Source organism: Sphingomonas sp. TZW2008 (assembly GCF_002117915.1).
GTDB lineage: Bacteria > Pseudomonadota > Alphaproteobacteria > Sphingomonadales > Sphingomonadaceae > Sphingomonas.
Window position 1 is genome coordinate 104,460 of record NZ_BDJB01000008.1, and the last position, 16,556, is coordinate 121,015.

General features: G+C 66.0%; 18 protein-coding genes and 1 tRNA gene. 11 read left to right on the plus strand and 8 right to left on the minus strand.

Going from position 1 to position 16,556, the window contains the following annotated elements; translation table 11 throughout:
- Positions 1-10 precede the first annotated feature (10 nt).
- Positions 11-892, minus strand: a complete 882-nt coding sequence (serB, locus tag B7L05_RS10375; protein ID WP_085810202.1) for a phosphoserine phosphatase SerB — start codon at positions 890-892, stop codon at positions 11-13.
- Here serB and miaA point away from each other — a divergent pair.
- From miaA to B7L05_RS10405, 6 genes are all read left to right on the plus strand, one after another.
- Positions 885-1,811 (plus strand): tRNA (adenosine(37)-N6)-dimethylallyltransferase MiaA, encoded by a 927-nt coding sequence (gene miaA / locus B7L05_RS10380; protein WP_085810203.1) that lies wholly within the window; start codon positions 885-887, stop codon positions 1,809-1,811. The two genes, serB and miaA, sit on opposite strands and share 8 nt — an antisense overlap.
- Positions 1,812-1,887: 76 nt before the next feature.
- Complete coding sequence (locus tag B7L05_RS10385; RefSeq protein ID WP_085810204.1) at positions 1,888-3,633, plus strand: acetolactate synthase 3 large subunit; 1,746 nt, start codon at positions 1,888-1,890, stop codon at positions 3,631-3,633.
- Between the two features lie 75 nt (positions 3,634-3,708).
- Positions 3,709-4,224, plus strand: a complete 516-nt coding sequence (gene ilvN, locus B7L05_RS10390) for an acetolactate synthase small subunit (RefSeq protein WP_085810205.1) — start codon at positions 3,709-3,711, stop codon at positions 4,222-4,224.
- A 95-nt stretch (positions 4,225-4,319) separates the two neighbouring features.
- Positions 4,320-5,339 carry a ketol-acid reductoisomerase gene (gene ilvC / locus B7L05_RS10395; protein ID WP_085810206.1) on the plus strand — a complete coding sequence of 340 codons (1,020 nt, stop codon included), beginning with the start codon at positions 4,320-4,322 and terminating at the stop codon, positions 5,337-5,339.
- A 68-nt stretch (positions 5,340-5,407) separates the two neighbouring features.
- The gene (locus B7L05_RS10400; RefSeq protein WP_085810207.1) at positions 5,408-6,163 is read left to right on the plus strand and encodes a hypothetical protein; all 756 of its coding nucleotides are present in this window, start codon (positions 5,408-5,410) and stop codon (positions 6,161-6,163) included.
- 87 nt (positions 6,164-6,250) lie between these two features.
- Positions 6,251-6,886 (plus strand): YceI family protein, encoded by a 636-nt coding sequence (locus B7L05_RS10405; protein ID WP_085810540.1) that lies wholly within the window; start codon positions 6,251-6,253, stop codon positions 6,884-6,886.
- 12 nt (positions 6,887-6,898) lie between these two features.
- Here the strand turns inward: B7L05_RS10405 and B7L05_RS10410 are convergent, their stop codons facing one another.
- Entirely contained in the window at positions 6,899-7,294 is a 396-nt protein-coding gene (locus B7L05_RS10410) for a BLUF domain-containing protein (RefSeq protein WP_085810208.1), read from the minus strand.
- Between the two features lie 256 nt (positions 7,295-7,550).
- On the opposite strand from B7L05_RS10410, the gene leuA reads away from it, so the two are divergent.
- Both leuA and B7L05_RS10420 read left to right on the plus strand, forming a co-directional pair.
- Entirely contained in the window at positions 7,551-9,209 is a 1,659-nt protein-coding gene (gene leuA, locus B7L05_RS10415; protein ID WP_085810209.1) for a 2-isopropylmalate synthase, read from the plus strand.
- 19 nt (positions 9,210-9,228) lie between these two features.
- On the plus strand, positions 9,229-9,561 hold the full coding sequence (locus tag B7L05_RS10420; RefSeq protein WP_144037231.1) for a hypothetical protein: 333 nt from the start codon (positions 9,229-9,231) through the stop codon (positions 9,559-9,561).
- Here the strand turns inward: B7L05_RS10420 and B7L05_RS10425 are convergent.
- The 3 genes from B7L05_RS10425 to folE are packed head-to-tail and all read right to left on the minus strand — an operon-like array spanning position 9,558 to position 11,291.
- A complete protein-coding gene (locus B7L05_RS10425; protein WP_085810211.1) occupies positions 9,558-9,908 on the minus strand; it encodes a dihydroneopterin aldolase in 351 nt (116 codons plus the stop codon). The two genes, B7L05_RS10420 and B7L05_RS10425, sit on opposite strands and share 4 nt — an antisense overlap.
- On the minus strand, positions 9,901-10,665 hold the full coding sequence (locus tag B7L05_RS10430; protein WP_085810212.1) for an SDR family oxidoreductase: 765 nt from the start codon (positions 10,663-10,665) through the stop codon (positions 9,901-9,903). Before B7L05_RS10430 ends, B7L05_RS10425 begins: the two co-directional genes overlap by 8 nt.
- Entirely contained in the window at positions 10,662-11,291 is a 630-nt protein-coding gene (gene folE, locus B7L05_RS10435; RefSeq protein ID WP_085810213.1) for a GTP cyclohydrolase I FolE, read from the minus strand. The genes B7L05_RS10430 and folE overlap by 4 nt, the downstream gene beginning before the upstream one ends.
- A gap of 95 nt (positions 11,292-11,386) precedes the next feature.
- On the opposite strand from folE, the gene B7L05_RS17600 reads away from it, so the two are divergent.
- Positions 11,387-11,527 (plus strand): hypothetical protein, encoded by a 141-nt coding sequence (locus B7L05_RS17600; RefSeq protein ID WP_218776004.1) that lies wholly within the window; start codon positions 11,387-11,389, stop codon positions 11,525-11,527.
- A gap of 19 nt (positions 11,528-11,546) precedes the next feature.
- A complete protein-coding gene (locus B7L05_RS10440) occupies positions 11,547-14,525 on the plus strand; it encodes a TonB-dependent receptor (protein WP_256926687.1) in 2,979 nt (992 codons plus the stop codon).
- A 77-nt stretch (positions 14,526-14,602) separates the two neighbouring features.
- On the opposite strand, the gene fghA is transcribed toward B7L05_RS10440, so the two are convergent.
- Positions 14,603-15,436 carry an S-formylglutathione hydrolase gene (fghA, locus tag B7L05_RS10445; protein WP_085810214.1) on the minus strand — a complete coding sequence of 278 codons (834 nt, stop codon included), beginning with the start codon at positions 15,434-15,436 and terminating at the stop codon, positions 14,603-14,605.
- A 146-nt stretch (positions 15,437-15,582) separates the two neighbouring features.
- On the opposite strand from fghA, the gene B7L05_RS10450 reads away from it, so the two are divergent.
- Positions 15,583-15,864 carry an SWIB/MDM2 domain-containing protein gene (locus tag B7L05_RS10450; protein WP_085810215.1) on the plus strand — a complete coding sequence of 94 codons (282 nt, stop codon included), beginning with the start codon at positions 15,583-15,585 and terminating at the stop codon, positions 15,862-15,864.
- A 53-nt stretch (positions 15,865-15,917) separates the two neighbouring features.
- On the opposite strand, the gene B7L05_RS10455 is transcribed toward B7L05_RS10450, so the two are convergent.
- Positions 15,918-15,994: transfer RNA gene (locus B7L05_RS10455), tRNA-Arg, on the minus strand.
- Positions 15,995-16,058: 64 nt separating this feature from the next.
- A complete protein-coding gene (locus B7L05_RS10460; protein WP_256926688.1) occupies positions 16,059-16,499 on the minus strand; it encodes a DUF983 domain-containing protein in 441 nt (146 codons plus the stop codon).
- Between the last annotated feature and the right edge of the window lie 57 nt (positions 16,500-16,556).

The window sequence follows — 16,556 nt, forward strand, 5'->3', positions numbered from 1 at the left end:
CGCCGCGGGTTTAGTCGACCGCCCAGTCGCGGCGGCCGATCCCTTGCGCCCAGAGCAGTGCGGTAAGATCGCCGTGGTCGATCCGCGCCGCGGCCGCCGCGGCCACCACCGGCTTCGCGTGATAGGCGACGCCCAATCCGGCGACACCAATCATCGCCAAATCGTTGGCGCCGTCACCCACCGCGAGCGTCGCCGCATCCGATAGCCCGAGGTCCGCCCGCTCGGCGCGCAGCGTCGCTTCCTTGGTACTCGAATCGACGATCGGCTTGCCGACAGTGCCGGTAAGCCGGTCGTCCGCAATCGTCAGCGTGTTTGCGATCACGCGATCGAAGCCGATCTCGGCGCCCACCGCGTCGGCGAATGCGGTGAAGCCGCCCGACACCAGCACCGTCCGGGCGCCATGCGCCCGCATCGTGCGCACCAGCGCCCGCGCCCCCGGCATCAGCCGCACGCGCTCGCGGCGGCATTGCTCGATCGCCGCAGCATCGAGCCCGGCGAGTAGCGCGACGCGCGCATCCAGCGCGGCGGCGAAATCGAGCTCGCCGCGCATCGCCGCCTCGGTGATCGCGGCAATCTGCGGCTTGATGCCGGCATAATCTGCCAGCTCGTCGATGCACTCGACGGTGATCATCGTCGAATCCATGTCGGCGACGAGCAGCCGCTTCGCCCGCCCCGCCAGCGGCTGGACGACCACGTCGACGCGATCGAAGACGCTCTCCAGCGCCGACCGCGCCGCCGCCGGGGCACTGGCGAACACGATGTCGGCCGCATCGCCCTCATCGATCCAACCGGCATTGGTCGGCACGCAGCCGGCGTCGGCAAGCCGATCCTGCGCCTCCGACAGGGTCTGTGGCGTCAGCCGCCCGGCTGCTATCAGCGTCGCAGTGAACAAGGACGATCCCCTTCCGAAGCTGGCGCTCATCGCAGGGCCCACCGCGAGCGGCAAGTCGGCGCTGGCGCTCGCGCTGGCCGAGCGGACCGGCGGCGTCGTCATCAACGCCGACGCGAGCCAGGTGTACCGCGATCTGCGCGTCATCACCGCCCGCCCCACCCTGGACGACGAGGCGCGCGCCGAGCACCGGCTCTACGGCCATGTCGACGCGGCGGCGGAGTGGTCGGTGGCGGCCTGGGCTGTGGAGGCACGCCAGACGATCGCCGCTGTAACGGCCGAGCGCAGGCTCCCAATCCTTGTCGGCGGCACAGGCCTTTACCTGCGCACACTGCTTGACGGCATCGCGCCGGTGCCGGCGATCGATCCCGCCATCCGGGAAGCGGTGCGCGCGCTGCCCGTCGGGGAGGCGCACGCCGCGCTGCGCATCGCCGATCCCGCCGCCGCCGCACGTCTCGCCCCCGCCGATACCACGCGCGTCGCTCGCGCGCTTGAGGTCGTACGCTCCACCGGCCGGCCACTCGCCGATTGGCAGGCGGAACGCGTCGGCGGTATCGCAGGAAACGTCCACTTGCTGCCGCTCATCGTCCTGCCGGATCGCGCCGAGCTATTCGCGCGGATCGATCGACGCTTGGCCATGATGTTCGACGAGGGCGCCATAGAGGAGGTCGCGGCACTGGTCGCGCGCCCGGACGTGCCCGCAGAGGCGCCCGCACGGCGCGCGATCGGCGTTGCCCAGATCGCGGCCATGCTCGCCGGAACAATCGATCGCGCCACGGCGATCGCCGATGCGCAGGCGGCGACGCGCCAATATGCCAAGCGCCAATATACCTGGTTTCGCCATCAGCCGCCCTCGTGGTGGCCCCGCGTTGTACAGCCAAACGGCGCGTCATTGGAATTATATTTCAATATTATCTGTTGACACGTAATTTTATATGGCCTAGCGCGCCGCCACTCGACGCGGCTAATGAGCCTGCATCTGGCGAAGGAATTGAATTGTGACTGAGAAGAGCGGAGCCGACATCCTGGTCGAGGCGCTGTGCGATCTCGGCGTGGAGGTCATCTTCGGCTATCCCGGGGGTGCGGTTCTACCGATCTACGACGCACTCTTCCGATCCAAGCGCATTCGCCACATCCTGGTGCGCCACGAACAGGCGGCGACCCACGCGGCGGAGGGCTATGCACGCTCGACCGGCAGGCCCGGCGTTGTTCTCGTCACCTCGGGTCCCGGCGCGACCAACGCCGTCACCGGCATCACCGATGCACTGCTCGATTCGATCCCGATGGTCGTCATCACCGGCCAGGTGCCGACGACGCTGATCGGTTCGGACGCGTTCCAGGAAGCCGACACGGTCGGCATCACGCGCCACTGCACCAAGCACAATTACCTGGTGAAGGATCCAGCGCTGCTCGGCAGCGTGATTCACGAGGCGTTCCATATCGCGACCTCCGGCCGCCCCGGCCCGGTTGTCGTCGACGTGCCGAAGGACGTGCAGGTCGCCACCGCCAAATACAGCAAGCCCGGCCCGATCCAGCACAAGACCTATCGCCCCGCGGTGAAGGCCGACCGTAGCGAGATCGAGCAGGTCGTCGACATGCTCGCCGCGGCGGAGCGTCCGATCCTCTACACCGGCGGCGGGATCATCAATTCGGGACCGGGCGCGTCGCAGCTGCTGCGCGAACTCGCCCGAATCACGGGCGCGCCGGTCACCTCGACGCTGATGGGACTCGGCTGCTTCCCGGCAAGCTCGCCGCAGTTCCTCGGCATGCTCGGCATGCATGGAACCTACGAAGCCAATATGGCGATGAACCAGGCTGATCTGATCGTCGCGATCGGGGCGCGGTTCGACGATCGCGTGACGGGACGCCTCGATTCCTTCTCGCCCAACAGCCGCAAGGTGCATATCGACGTCGATCGCTCGAGCATCAACAAGACGGTGCGCATCGATCTTGGCGTCGTCGCCGACGCTGGCCACGCGATGGAGGACATGGTCCGCATCTGGAAGGCGCGCCAGCATCCCAAGCCCGATACCGGCGAATGGTGGCGGCGGATCGAGGGGTGGCGCGCGGTCCAGTGCCTCAACTTCCCCAACGACAACGAGGTCATCATGCCACAGCGCGCGATCCGCGCGCTGTGGGAGGCGACCCACGCGCGCGATCCGATCATCACCACAGAGGTCGGCCAGCACCAGATGTGGGCGGCGCAGCATTTCGGGTTCGAGAAGCCCAACAAGTGGCTGACGAGCGGCGGGCTCGGCACGATGGGCTACGGCCTGCCCGCCGCGATCGGCGCGCAACTCGGCAATCCCAATGCGCTGGTCATCGACATCGCGGGTGAGGCCTCGATCCAGATGAACATCCAGGAGCTCGCGACGGCAACGCAATATCGCCTTCCGGTCAAGGTGTTCATCCTGAATAATGAATATATGGGGATGGTCCGCCAGTGGCAGGAGCTAACCTACGAGAGTCGCTATGCCGAGAGCTACTCCGATTCGTTGCCCGATTTCGTCAAGCTGTCCGAAGCCTATGGCTGGAAGGGCATCCGCATCGAGCATCCCGACGCGCTCGAGGCGGGGATCGCCGAGATGCTCGCGCATGACGGGCCGGTAATGGTCGACTGCATGGTGGCGAAGCTCGCCAACTGCTTCCCGATGATCCCGAGCGGCGCGGCGCATACCGACATGATCCTGCAGGCGAACGAGGTGTCGGGCACGATGGACGACGAGGCCAAGGCGCTCGTCTGATCCCGCCGCCCGCCGGCTCCGCCTCAAATCTGCCCCGCCCCCGCGTAACCTGCGCGGGGGAGAAGGACTTCGACAGTGCATATCAAATCCGAGAAAGCCGAGCGCCACACGCTCGCCGTCATCGTCGACAACGAACCCGGCATCCTCGCGCGGATCGCCGGCCTGTTCACCGCGCGCGGCTATAATATCGAAAGCCTGACGGTCAGCGAGATCACCGCCGACAAGTCGGTCAGCCGGATCACGATCGTGACGTCGGCGAGCGCGCCGATGCTCGAGCAGATTGTCGCGCAGCTTGATCGGCTGGTGCCGGTCCACAAGGTCCGCGATCTCACCGCCGAGGGCGCGCACGTCGAACGCGAGCTCGCGCTGGTCAAGGTGCAAGGGACCGGCGATCACCGCATCGAGGCGCTTCGCCTCGCCGAGGTCTATCGCGCGCGCGTCGTCGATGCGACCACCTCGTCGTTCGTGTTCGAGGTGACCGGCGGGATCGAGAAGATCGACAAGTTCGTCGAACTGATGGGCGAGGTCGGACTGATCGAGGTCGCCCGTACCGGCATCGTCGCGATCGCGCGCGGCAAGGACGCCGCCTAGCGTTTTTCCGTCCTCCCCGCCGGGGCGGGGATCGATAATCACTGACGGTTGCGGGCAAAGCTTCGCCGCCGGGAGACTGACGAAGGGGTACAACAATGCGTGTCTACTACGATCGCGATGCCGACCTGAACCTGCTGGCGACGAAGAAGATCGCCATCGTCGGCTACGGCAGCCAGGGCCACGCGCATGCGCAGAATCTGCGCGACAGCGGCGTCAAGGAAGTCGCGATCGCGCTTCGTGAGGGCTCGGCGACCGCGAAGAAGGCGGAAGACGCGGGCTTCAACGTATTGAGCAACAAGGAAGCGGCCGGCTGGGCGGACATCCTGATGATCCTCGCCCCCGACGAGCATCAGGCCGCGATCTGGGAGAATGACCTGAAGGGCAACATGAAGCCCGGCAGCGCGCTCGCCTTCGCGCACGGCCTCAACGTCCACTTCGGGCTGATCGAGGCACCCGCCGACATCGACGTCATCATGATCGCGCCCAAGGGTCCCGGCCACACCGTGCGCAGCGAGTATACCAAGGGCGGCGGCGTTCCCTGCCTCATCGCGATTCACCAGGACGCGAGCGGCAACGCGCACGATATCGCGCTCGCCTATGCCAGCGGCGTCGGCGGCGGTCGGTCGGGCATCATCGAAACCAACTTCAAGGAAGAGTGCGAGACCGACCTGTTCGGCGAACAGGCGGTGCTGTGCGGCGGCATCACTCACCTCATCCAGGCCGGGTTCGAGACGCTGGTCGAGGCCGGCTACGCCCCCGAGATGGCGTATTTCGAGTGCCTCCACGAAACCAAGCTGATCGTCGACCTGCTGTACGAGGGCGGCATCGCGAACATGCGCTATTCGATCAGCAACACGGCCGAATATGGCGACATCACCACCGGCCCGCGGATCATCACCGACGAGACGAAGAAGGAGATGAAGCGCGTCCTTGCCGACATCCAGTCGGGGCGCTTCGTCAAGAATTTCGTGCTCGACAACCGCGCCGGTCAGCCGGAACTCAAGGCCGCGCGCAAGGCCGCGGAAGCGCATCCGATCGAGAAGACCGGGGCCGAACTGCGCGCAATGATGCCGTGGATCGGTGCCAACAAGCTGGTCGACAAGGCCAAGAACTGATCTTTCCTCCGGGGAACTTATCGCCCCCGCATTGTCCCCGCTGCCGGTTGCGACTAGGCGGCGGGGCGATGCGGCCGGCGTCCCTCACCCACTCGACGTATCTTGCCCGGCCTACGTGGCGCAGCCGCGCCGCCTCGCTGTCGATCGCGCTGGCGCTGGTCGCCCTGCTTGTTCTGGTGCTGGTGCGGATGGGTGGCCTACGCCTGCCACCCCCCGGGGGCGGCCGGCTGCTCAGCACCTTTGATGTTGCGCCGCCCGGCCGGAAGGCCGCGCCGGCGCAGCGCACGACGCAGCGGCAGGAAAAGCGCGCCGAACGCCGCGTCACGCCGCCCCGCGCCGCCCCGCCACCGCCCACACTGCCCCCGCCGCCGATCGTGCTGCCCGGCGTCATCAACCTGTCGCGCGCTGATTTCGCGGCGTCGAACATCGGCCGCATCCCGCGCGCTGCCGATGACGCGGGGGGCGCGACGGCGCTCGCCGACAGCGGCGGCGGCGCGCCCGATGGCGGCGGCGGCGGTGCCGGGCCCAACGGCGAGCGGCTCTACAATGCCGAGTGGGTGCGCGAGCCGACCCGCGCCGAGCTCGTCACCTACCTTCCCCCGCGGCGCGAGTCCGGCTGGGGGATGGTCATGTGCCGCACGATCGAGCGCAACCGCGTCGAGGACTGTCGCGAGATGGGCGAAACGCCGGGATCGGGTATTGCGCGCGGCCTGCGCCAGGCGGCGTGGCAGTTCCTCGTACGGCCACCCCGCGTCAACGGCCGCCCGCTGGTCGGTGCATGGGTGCGGATCCGTTTCGATCTGCAGGTCGGCGTCACCGGTTGATCGAAACGCGGCGTTTCACGTCGCCGCGCTTTCCTTTGTCACGCAGCTATGGTCTGCTCGCGCAACGATATCCTGGGAGACCTCTCGATGCGCTTCGCCCCCGTCCTTCTGCTCTCCACCCTGCTGACCGCCGCGGTCGTCGCGCAGCAGCCGCCGATGCAGGCGCCCGGCAGCAAGAACCCCGCCGCCATCAGCGGCGGCACCTACACCGCCGACGCCGGCCACACGCTGGTCGAATGGACCGTCGATCACCTCGGCTTCACGCCGTATTTCGGGCTGTTCGGCAACATCACAGGCACGCTGACGCTCGATCCCAAGAACCTCGCCGCCGCCAAGGTCGATGTGTCGATTCCCGTCGTCGAAGTCACCACCGCGAGCGCTGGCCTCACCAAGCATCTGCTGAAGCCCGCCGACGCCGGCAAGTCCGCGGACTTCTTCGGCGCCGCTCCCGCGCCTGCGCGCTTCGTATCGACGCGCGTCACGCCTTCGGGCCAGACCGCGAAGATCGCCGGCAACCTCACGCTCAACGGCGTCACCCGCCCGGTGACGCTCGACGCCGCCTTCTACGGCGCGGGCAAGATGCCGGCGCAAATGGGCGGCAAGGAGAATGTCGGCTTCACCGCCACCACGTCGATTCGCCGCAGCGAGTTCAACGTCGGCTACGGCATCCCGATGGTGTCGGACGAGGTGAAGCTGAAGATCACCGCCGCTTTCCAGAAGTAAAGCGGCCGGCGGTTACGCGGCGCGTCGAGCGGCGATCAGCCCTTCGAATGTGCCGCGTACCGTCGACGAGGCGGCGGCGAGATGCTGCGTCATGCGCGCGTCGAATGCATCCGCGCTGTCACTCGGCCCACGCCGCGCCATCTCCCACGCACCGAATTCGCGTGCCTCGACGGTGCGGTCGTGCAGCACGACGATCGCGCGGTGGCGGGGATCGCGGCGGATGCGGTCGAGCACCCCCTGGACCGCGGCGTCCTGCCCCTCCAGCACCTGGAGGAACCGCCGCTCGTCGGTCCACAGCAGGCCGGTTACGCCCTCGCGCCGATTGTTGCGCATCGATTGCGCGAGGATCGCGGTAACGTCGATATCGGCCGATGGCGCCGCCGTGCTGATGTAGAGGATCTGTCGCACGGGGTTCCTTTCGGGTTGCTTGCTCGACGAAGGCTTTGCGCTAACGGCCAAGCTGTTACGAAAGCATGAAATTTCAGTGGCGCTGGACATCGCGGCGAAACTGCGCCACGCCCCGGTTCCGATGATCTGCCGCCACGGCCTCCTTCTTCGACTTACGCGCCCTTAGGCGCGACCACCGCTGTGCGCCCAAAGGGCGGCACGCGATCCGCCTAAGGGCCACGCCTCCGACACGCCCCTCCCGCGATGCGAGACACCCATGCTGCGCGATCCATCGACCAAATACCGCCCCTTCCCCACTATCGACATGCCGGACCGCACCTGGCCGTCGAAGGCGATCACCCGTGCCCCGCGCTGGCTTTCCACCGATCTGCGCGACGGTAACCAGGCGTTGATCGACCCGATGGACGCCGAGAAGAAGACGAGATTTTTCGACCTTCTCGTCAGAATCGGCCTCAAGGAGATCGAAGTCGGCTTTCCCTCCGCCGGGGCGACCGAGTTCGATTTCATCTCCGGCCTGATCCGCGAGAACCGCATTCCCGACGACGTATCGATCCAGGTGCTGACACAGTCGCGACGCGATCTGATCGAGACGAGCTTCCGCAGCCTCGCCGGCGCGCGAACCGCGATCGTCCACCTCTACAACGCCGTCAGCCCGGCATGGCGCCGGATCGTTTTCGGCATGAGCCGCGCCGAGGTGAAGACGATAGCGATCGAGGGCGCGAAGGTGTTGCGCGACGAAGCGGCGAAGCAGCCCGATACCCGCTGGCAATTCGAATACAGCCCGGAGACCTTCTCCACCGCCGAGGTCGATTTCAGCCTGGAGGTCTGTGCCGCGATCATGGACGTGCTGCGCCCGACGCCGGCCGATCCGATCATTCTCAATCTGCCCGCCACGGTCGAATGCGCGACGCCCAACGTCTATGCCGATCAGATCGAATATTTCGGCCGCCACATCCCGAACCGTGACGCAGTCGTCATCAGTCTGCACACGCACAACGATCGCGGCACCGGCGTCGCTGCCGCCGAACTCGGGCTGATGGCCGGCGCCGATCGGGTCGAGGGCTGTCTGCTCGGCAATGGCGAGCGTACCGGCAATTGCGATCTCGTGACCGTTGCGCTCAACATGTACACGCAGGGCGTCGATCCCGGGCTCGACCTGTCGGATATCGACGGCATCGTGAAGACGGTGGAATATGCCACCAACATCACCGTCCATCCCCGCACGCCCTATGCCGGCGACCTCGTCTTCACCGCTTTCTCCGGCAGTCACCAGGACGCGATTAAGAAGGGGTTCGCGGCGCAGGAGGCGCGCAACGACGATCTGTGGGAGGTGCCGTACCTGCCAATCGATCCAGCCGATCTCGGCCGCAGCTACGAGGCAGTGATCCGCGTCAACTCGCAGTCGGGCAAGGGCGGCGTCGCCTGGGTGATCGAGCAGGACAAGGGGCTGAAGCTACCCAAGCGGTTGCAGGCCGATTTCAGCCGCCACGTCCAGGCGCTGGCGGACGAGACGAGCCGCGAGCTCAACGCCGGCGATATCTGGGGCGCGTTCGAGCGCGCCTATCTGCCGACGGCGACGGATCGCTTCGTGCTGCGTGACTATGATGAGACGGGCAGTGTCGGGGATCGCCTATTCGTCGGGCGTATCGCGATCGACGGCGAAGAGCGCTCCCTATCAGGGCGCGGCAACGGCCTCATCTCGGGCGTGATCGCCGCCCTCGCTGAATCGACCGGCCCGAGCCTCGACGTCGTCGACTATACCGAACATGCGATTGGCCACGGCGCCGGTGCGCAGGCGGTTGCCTATCTCGAATGCCGCAGCGCGGACGGCCGCACGATATGGGGCGTTGGCATTGATACGGACATCGCCACCGCCAGCGTCCGTGCAGTGCTCAGCGCGGCCAATCGCGTCTGACGGCGCGGGCGCGCGCGGCGTGGAGCGGAGTAACGGAGCAAACCCGGCGGATCTCAGGCGATCGCGCACCGCCCGCTACATCGCACTGCGCGCGTTAGCCGGCCTCGTCCTAACCTGCTGCTCGGTCGCCGTTCACCGCGATCTTGTCTTCGCCAGCGAGGCAAGCTTCGGCGGCGGCTGGCCGCTCACCTTCCTCATCGACCGGCCGGGCGTGTCGGTGACGGGCAGATTGTCGCTGATCGAGGACGCGGTCGATCCCGCAGCGTTTGGAATCGACTGGCTGTTCTGGTCGCTCCTCGTTTCACTAGTGGGAACGACATGGCGCAGGCTCGCGCGCCGCGATGGCGCCTAGCGGCGGCGGACGATCTCGCAGCCGACTCGCGCATCGGGGTAGACGTCCAGCTTCATCGATCGCACGCGTACCTGTTGCACGCGCCGATCGCCCAGGCACAGCGCGGCGATCGCTTCGACCAGCGTCTCCTGCAATGCGAAGGCGCGCCCCGCCGCCAGCGCGTGAATACCGTCGCGCACGAAATCGTAGTCGAGCACCTCGTCGATCGCATCGGCGCTCGGCGGCGCCGCGTAGCTGACCGTCATCTCGACCGCGATGCGGATGCGCTGCGGCGCTTCCTCGTGCGGATGAATGCCCAGTCGCATCGCCAGGTCGAAGCGATCGAGGATGATCGTATAGTCAGCCATTCGCCGTCCCGTCTGTTCCGGAACGATCGCGCCCGTCGAACATCACGTCACCGTCGCGCTTCAGGAAGCGCTGCCCGGCGTCGACGTAGATCGTCTGCCCGGTAACGCTCGGCGCATCGAGCAGATACGTGACCGCCGCCGCGACGTTCGCCGCGCCGACCGGGCGCTCGAGCAGATTGGCGCGTGCCACGCGATCGAATTCCTCCGTGCTCTGGTCACCGCTCGGCAGCGTCAATCCGGGCGCCACCGCGTTAACGCGGACGCGCGGCGCAAAGGCCATCGCCATCATCTCGGTCGCGCCGGCGAGCGCGTACTTGGTCAGGCTGTAGGAGAAGAAATCGGAGTTCGGATTGGCGAGCTTCTGGTCGAGCAGGTTGACGATCGCGCCGCTGGCGAGCGTCGGCTGCGCCGCCAGCGCGGCGGCGAGCAGCGCGGGCGCGGTGCAGTTGATCGCGTAGAGCCGCGCGGCGAGATCGGCATCGATCGCCTCGGGGCGATCTTCCTCGAAGCGCGACGCGCTGTTGACCAGGGCGTGGACAGGCCCGCCGTTCGCCGCGACGGCGCGGTCGAACAGATCACCGACGTTTGCCAGATCGCCCTTCACCGTCACCCCCCCGATCTCGGCCGCCAGCGCCTCCGCCGCGTCCTTCGAGCTGCCGTAGTGGATCACGACACGCCAACCCGCAGCGGCGCAGGCGCGGCCGATCGCGGCGCCCAACCGCTTCGCCCCGCCCGTCACCAGCACGCTGCGCGTCACGCGCGGCCCTGCATGCCCATCAACGCCAGTACTTCCTTGCGGCTGCGCTCGTCGTCGCGGAACACGCCCATCATCCGGCTGGTCACCATCGATACGCCCGGCGTGCGCACGCCGCGTGCGGTCATGCACGCGTGGCTCGCCTCGATCACCACCGCCACGCCCTGCGGCTTCAGCCCGCTCCAGATGCAGTCGGCGACCTCCGCGGTCAGCCGCTCTTGCACCTGCAGCCGCCGCGCATAGGCGTGCAGCACGCGCGCAAGCTTCGAGATGCCGACCACGTGGTTGCGCGGCAGATAGGCGATGTGCGCGCGGCCGATGATCGGCGCCATGTGGTGCTCGCAGTGCGACTGGAACGGAATATCGCGCAGCAGCACGATCTCATCATATCCACCCACTTCCTCGAATACGCGAGACAAGTGGTGCGCGGGATCGTCGGCATAGCCCACGCAATATTCCTTCCAAGCGCGCGCGACGCGGCGCGGCGTGTCAATCAGCCCTTCGCGTGCGGGATCGTCACCGGCCCAGCGCAGCAATGTGCGGATCGCATCCTCGACGTGCGGTGGCACCACAATCTTGCCGTCGCTTCCGATAAGATCGCCATCCTCCGGCGTACCGTGCACCTTCATGCCCTCTCAAACCCCTTCCGAGTGCCTTCCGATCCCACGCGCCATACGATGCCGGTTCGTTATTGCTACTGTTTCATTTGAGACACAGGGGTGACGTGCCGCGCACGATCATAACGCAAATTCAATTGACGAGTGAAATTTTCGGGCGCTACGGTCCATACCGAACCATTGAACATCCGCAGATCGGCACCAAGCCGACGCGGACATCAGGAGAGGATGCCGATGCGCAGGATTGAGCTTTTTGCCGCTACAGCCATGGCCTTGGTGGCCATGCTGCCCGCCGCCGCGATGGCACAGAGCACGCCTGCCCCGGAGAATACCACACCTACGAACGCGCCCAACATGGCGACGCCGGACGGCGCGGGTGACGCGGCACAGGGCAATTCGGGCTATGGCTCGGACATCGTCGTCACGGCGCAGCGCCAGTCGCAAACGCTGCAGGAAGTGCCGATCGCGGTCAGCGCCTTTTCCGCCGAAACGCTGCAGGCACAACAGATCGATAACGCGTCAGACCTTCAGCTGACGCTGCCGAACGTCACCTTCTCGAAGGGCAATTTCACCGGCTCCAGCTTCACCATCCGCGGTATCGGCGATCTGTGCGTCGGCATCTCGTGCGACGCCGCGACCGCAATCCATATCAACGGCACCCCGCTGCTTGCCACCCGCATCTTCGAGACCGAGTATTTCGATCTCGAGCGCGTTGAGGTGCTGCGCGGCCCCCAAGGCACGCTGTTTGGCCGCAACGCGACCTCGGGCGTCATCAACTTCATCTCGGCGAAGCCGCGCACCGACGCCTTCTCGGCCTCGGGCGAGCTTGAATACGGCAATTACGATTCGATCCGCGCCAAGGGCGTGATCAACGTTCCGCTGGGTGATACGATGGCGGTTCGCGTCGCGGGCTTCTACCTCAACCGCGATGGCTACACGAAGAACACCTTCCTCAACACGCGGATCGACGGCCGCGACATGTACGCGATCCGCGGCTCGTTCCGCTGGGAGCCTTCGGTCGATACGACATTTGACCTGATGGGCTATTACTTCCGCGAGGACGACAACCGCCTGCGCATCCAGAAGCAGGTCTGCCAGCGCGATCCGACCGGCACGCTCGGCTGTCTCAATGGCCGCCGCGATCCCTCGCGTAGCAACACCAACTCGAGCTTCACCGGCACGCTCGGCAGCCGCGAGTTCCTTGCGATCTCCGGCGGCCCGACCTTCGCCGCGCTCGGCCTCAACAGCCTCTACGGGCCGGATTCCTACGCCGGCTATCTCGACTCGCCCGATCCGCGCGTGATCGCGTCGGCGACCGATCCGACGTACTTCACCGACGAACTGCAGATTCAGGGCCGGCTCGAGCATAATTTCGGCCCAATCAAGGCGCAGATCACCGGCTTCTACCACGAGACCAAGGTCGAATCGTCGCAGGACTATTCGCTCGGCGTCGGCAATTCGACCGGGATCATCCCTGGCCTCACCGCGCTGTCGGCGTTCGCCGCCAATCCGGCGCTCGCACCCTATTTCCGCCCGATCGCGAACGCGCTGATCCCCAACGGCGTCAACGGCGGTGTCTGCACCTCGCTGCCCGAAGAGACCGGGCTCGGCTCGTACGGCGGGTTCAAGCGCTGCGCCGCCACCCCGCTCGCCTATGACCGGTCGAACCAGCGCACCAAGGCGTGGTCGGCCGAAGGCATCGTGTCGTCCGACTTCGACGGGATGTTCAACTTCCTGATCGGCGGCATCTACGTGCAGAACAAGCTGCGCGACGGCGACTATTACGTGAACGCCTTCCCGATCGACTATGTCACCGGCGTGCTCGGCAGCTTGCAGAGCCTCGGCGGCGCCGCGGCGGGCATTCCGCCGAGCTTCCTCGGCACGCCGTTCTTTCGCAACGGCACGCCCGAGTTCAAGCTTAAGTCCTACGGCATCTTCGGCGAAGCCTATTTCGACTTCAACGATCGCCTCAAGCTGACGCTCGGCATCCGCTATAACAACGACGAGAAGACGGTGCGCGCGCGCAGCACGCTCGCCAGCTTCCTGGTACCGTACAACCAGACCGGCACCGCCTATGATTCGCCGTATTTCGGTTTGTACGATGCCGATCCGGTGACGCCCGGCGTCCAGTCCGAGCAGTTCCGTAACCGCACGTTTGACGCCTTCACCGGGCGCGCGGTGCTCGATTACAAGATCACCGACGACAACCTGCTCTATGCATCCTACTCGCGCGGCTACAAGTCGGGCGGTTTCAATCCGGCGGTTCAGGTCGCCGGCCTGACGATCCCCGATGCGTTCCAGCCGGAAAGCATCGATGCGTTCGAGATCGGATCGAAGAACACCTTCGCCAACGGCAAGCTGACGCTGAACCTCACTGGCTTCTACTATAAGTACAAGAACCTTCAGCTGAGCCGCATCGTCGCGCGCTCGTCAATCAACGACAATATCGATGCCAACATCTGGGGCGTCGAGGCGGAAGCGGTCGTTCGGCCGGGGCCGGGCTGGGTCGTCAATTTCGGCGCGAGCTACCTGAACACCAGCGTGCAGGAAGAAAGCCCGTTCATCAACCAGCGCGATCCGTCGGGCGGTGATCCCAACACGGTAATCATCAAGGACATCGGCGCGGCGTTCAACTGCGTCGTCCGCGGGCCGAACGCCGCAGCCGCCGAAGCCTTCGTCACCGCGGCGAATAACCAGATCAACGCCTCACGCGGCCTTACCACCGCCAACGGGCTGCGCGGACCGCAGGCGTTCCCGGCGGATGCCAACGTCGGCGCGCGCAGCGGCGCGTTCAGCCAGTGCAGCACGCTGACGACGCTGGCGTCGAACGGTGCGTTCAATCCGGGCGGTCTCATCCAGGTGGTCGACGGCGTCGGGGTGAGCATCAAGGGCAACTCGCTGCCGCAGGCGCCGATCGCCAAGTTCTCCGCCGGCGTGCAGAAGACGTTCGACTTCGACAACGGCATGAGCTTCGTGCCGCGCGTCGACGTCACCTACACCGGCGAGAGCTACGGCAACATCTTCAACGGCCGGGTCAACCGGATCGAGGGATACGAGCAGGTCAACGCCCAGGTGCAGCTGAACGGCGCCGAGGAGAAGTGGTACCTGCGTGGGTTCGTATCGAACGTGTTCGATAATAATGCGACGACCGGTCTGTACCTCACCGACCAGTCGTCGGGCCTGTTCACCAACATCTTCACGCTGGAACCGCGCCGCTACGGCATCGCCGCCGGCTTCAAGTTCTGATCGCGCGCCGCCGGCCCGTTTCGACGGGCCGGTGCTGACGCTTCCTTAAAGGGCGGGTCGGCAACGACCCGCCCTACTCATTTCAGCCGCTCTGCTGCCCAGGCGACATGGTCGGCCATGAAGGTCGAGATGAAGTGGTAGCTGTGATCGTACCCGGGCTGCATCCGCAACGTCAGGTCGATTCCCGCCTCCGCGCACGCACGCGCGAGTAGATCAGGCTTCAGTTGTTCGTCGAGGAACGCGTCCGCATCCCCCTGATCGACCAGTATCGCCTCCAGCCGCGCCCCATCCGCGATCAGCGCGCAGGCGTCATACGCCTGCCACGCACCGCGATCGGCGCCCAGATAGGCCGTCAGCGCCTTTTCGCCCCACGGGCAGTGCAGCGGCGAGGCGATCGGCGCGAAGGCGGAGACGCTGCGGAACCGCTCCGGATTGCGAAGCGCGATCGTCAAAGCGCCATGTCCGCCCATCGAATGCCCGCAGATCGACTGCCGGGTCAGGTCGGCGACGGGGAATTCAGTCGCAATCAGCGCGGGCAGTTCGTCCTCGATGTAGCGCCGCATGCGGTAATTGCTCGCCCACGGCGCCTCGGTCGCATCGACGTAGAAGCCCGCGCCCTGCCCCAGATCCCACGCCGGATCGTCGGCCACGCCGTCGCCGCGTGGGCTGGTATCGGGCGCGACGAAGATGATGCCGTGCTCGGCGCAGGCGCCGCGATACTCTCCCTTGTCGGTCACGTTGGCGTGCGTGCAGGTGAGTCCCGACAGGAACCACAGCACAGGCAATCGTGTGCCATCTTGATGCGGCGGCACGTAGACCGAGAAGGTCATGTCGGTACCGGTCGCCTCCGACGCGTGACGATACACGCCTTGGATGCCGCCGAACGCCTTGCTCTCGCTAACCGTATCCATTCTCGCCTGCCTTTCGCTACGCGGCCACCCACGCGACTGCCCGTAACGCGTGACAAGCGCGTCGGGGCAGCGCAGAAGACCCGGCGCGCTCTGTACAGCGTGATTCCGCGAGATGCCGAATGACCGGCGCAACAGGAAGGAAAGTAATGGCTACCAAGACCAAGACCGGCGAAGAGGCCAAGAAGACCGGCGGCATCCACGCCCCGGTACAGCCCTCGCCCGAACTGGGTGCCGTCGTCGGCAACGACAAGCTGCCGCGCAGCGAGGTGATCAGCAAGGTTTGGGCTTACATCAAGTCGAACAACTTGCAGAACCCCGAGAACAAGCGCGAGATTCTGGCCGACGAGGCGCTGAAGAAGGTCTTCGGCAAGGACAAGGTGACGATGTTCGAGATGAACAAGTACATCTCGGCGCACGTCAAGGCCTGACGATTTCGGGGCGCTGCGCTTGCAGCGTCCCACCCGCCGCTATTCAAGACGGATGGTGCCCCCGGCGCGATTCGAACGCACGACCTGCGGTTTAGGAAACCGTCGCTCTATCCTGCTGAGCTACGGGGGCACTGCCAGCCTAGCTACGGCCGCCCGTCCAGCCGGTCAATCGCGATGCGCCCAGCGATTGGGGCTCAATCCTCGAACGATCCGTCGAGCGACTTCCACAGCTTCTGCGTCCCCGCTTCCTGCGCGCGATTGACGTATTGCGACGCGACCAGCCAGCCCTTGATCGGCCGCAGCGGGAGCAAACAGCCTAGCACCATTACCGGTACCGAGGTGACGAGGTGCACCCACGCCGGCGGCTCGAAGCGCACCTGCAACCATACGACGAAAAAGATCAGCGGCAGCGCGATTAGGCAGAGCGAGAAGAAGGCCGGCCCGTCGTCGGGTGAGGCGAAACGGTAATCCAGTCCGCACGTAGGGCAGCGATCAACGATGCCCAGCCACGACTTGAACATCGGGCCATTGCCGCATCGCGGGCAACACCCCTTCCATCCGGTACGAAGGATCCAGCCGAACTTGCCCTGTGCGGCTGCGGGATCGGGCACTTCGGCCGCTTTGTCTTGATCCACGTCCACATTCCTCGACCAGAAAACACCGGCTTAGCGCCGTGACGATCGTCGTCGCTT

Coding starts and splice junctions, on each gene's coding strand:
- ilvC (WP_085810206.1), top strand. CDS start 4,320: ATGCGTGTCTACTACGATCGCGATGCCGACCTGAACCTGCTGGCGACG.
- B7L05_RS10400 (WP_085810207.1), top strand. CDS start 5,408: ATGCGGCCGGCGTCCCTCACCCACTCGACGTATCTTGCCCGGCCTACG.
- B7L05_RS10405 (WP_085810540.1), top strand. CDS start 6,251: ATGCGCTTCGCCCCCGTCCTTCTGCTCTCCACCCTGCTGACCGCCGCG.
- leuA (WP_085810209.1), top strand. CDS start 7,551: ATGCTGCGCGATCCATCGACCAAATACCGCCCCTTCCCCACTATCGAC.
- B7L05_RS10425 (WP_085810211.1), bottom strand. CDS start 9,908: ATGGCTGACTATACGATCATCCTCGATCGCTTCGACCTGGCGATGCGA.
- folE (WP_085810213.1), bottom strand. CDS start 11,291: ATGAAGGTGCACGGTACGCCGGAGGATGGCGATCTTATCGGAAGCGAC.
- B7L05_RS10440 (WP_256926687.1), top strand. CDS start 11,547: ATGGCCTTGGTGGCCATGCTGCCCGCCGCCGCGATGGCACAGAGCACG.
- fghA (WP_085810214.1), bottom strand. CDS start 15,436: ATGGATACGGTTAGCGAGAGCAAGGCGTTCGGCGGCATCCAAGGCGTG.
- B7L05_RS10450 (WP_085810215.1), top strand. CDS start 15,583: ATGGCTACCAAGACCAAGACCGGCGAAGAGGCCAAGAAGACCGGCGGC.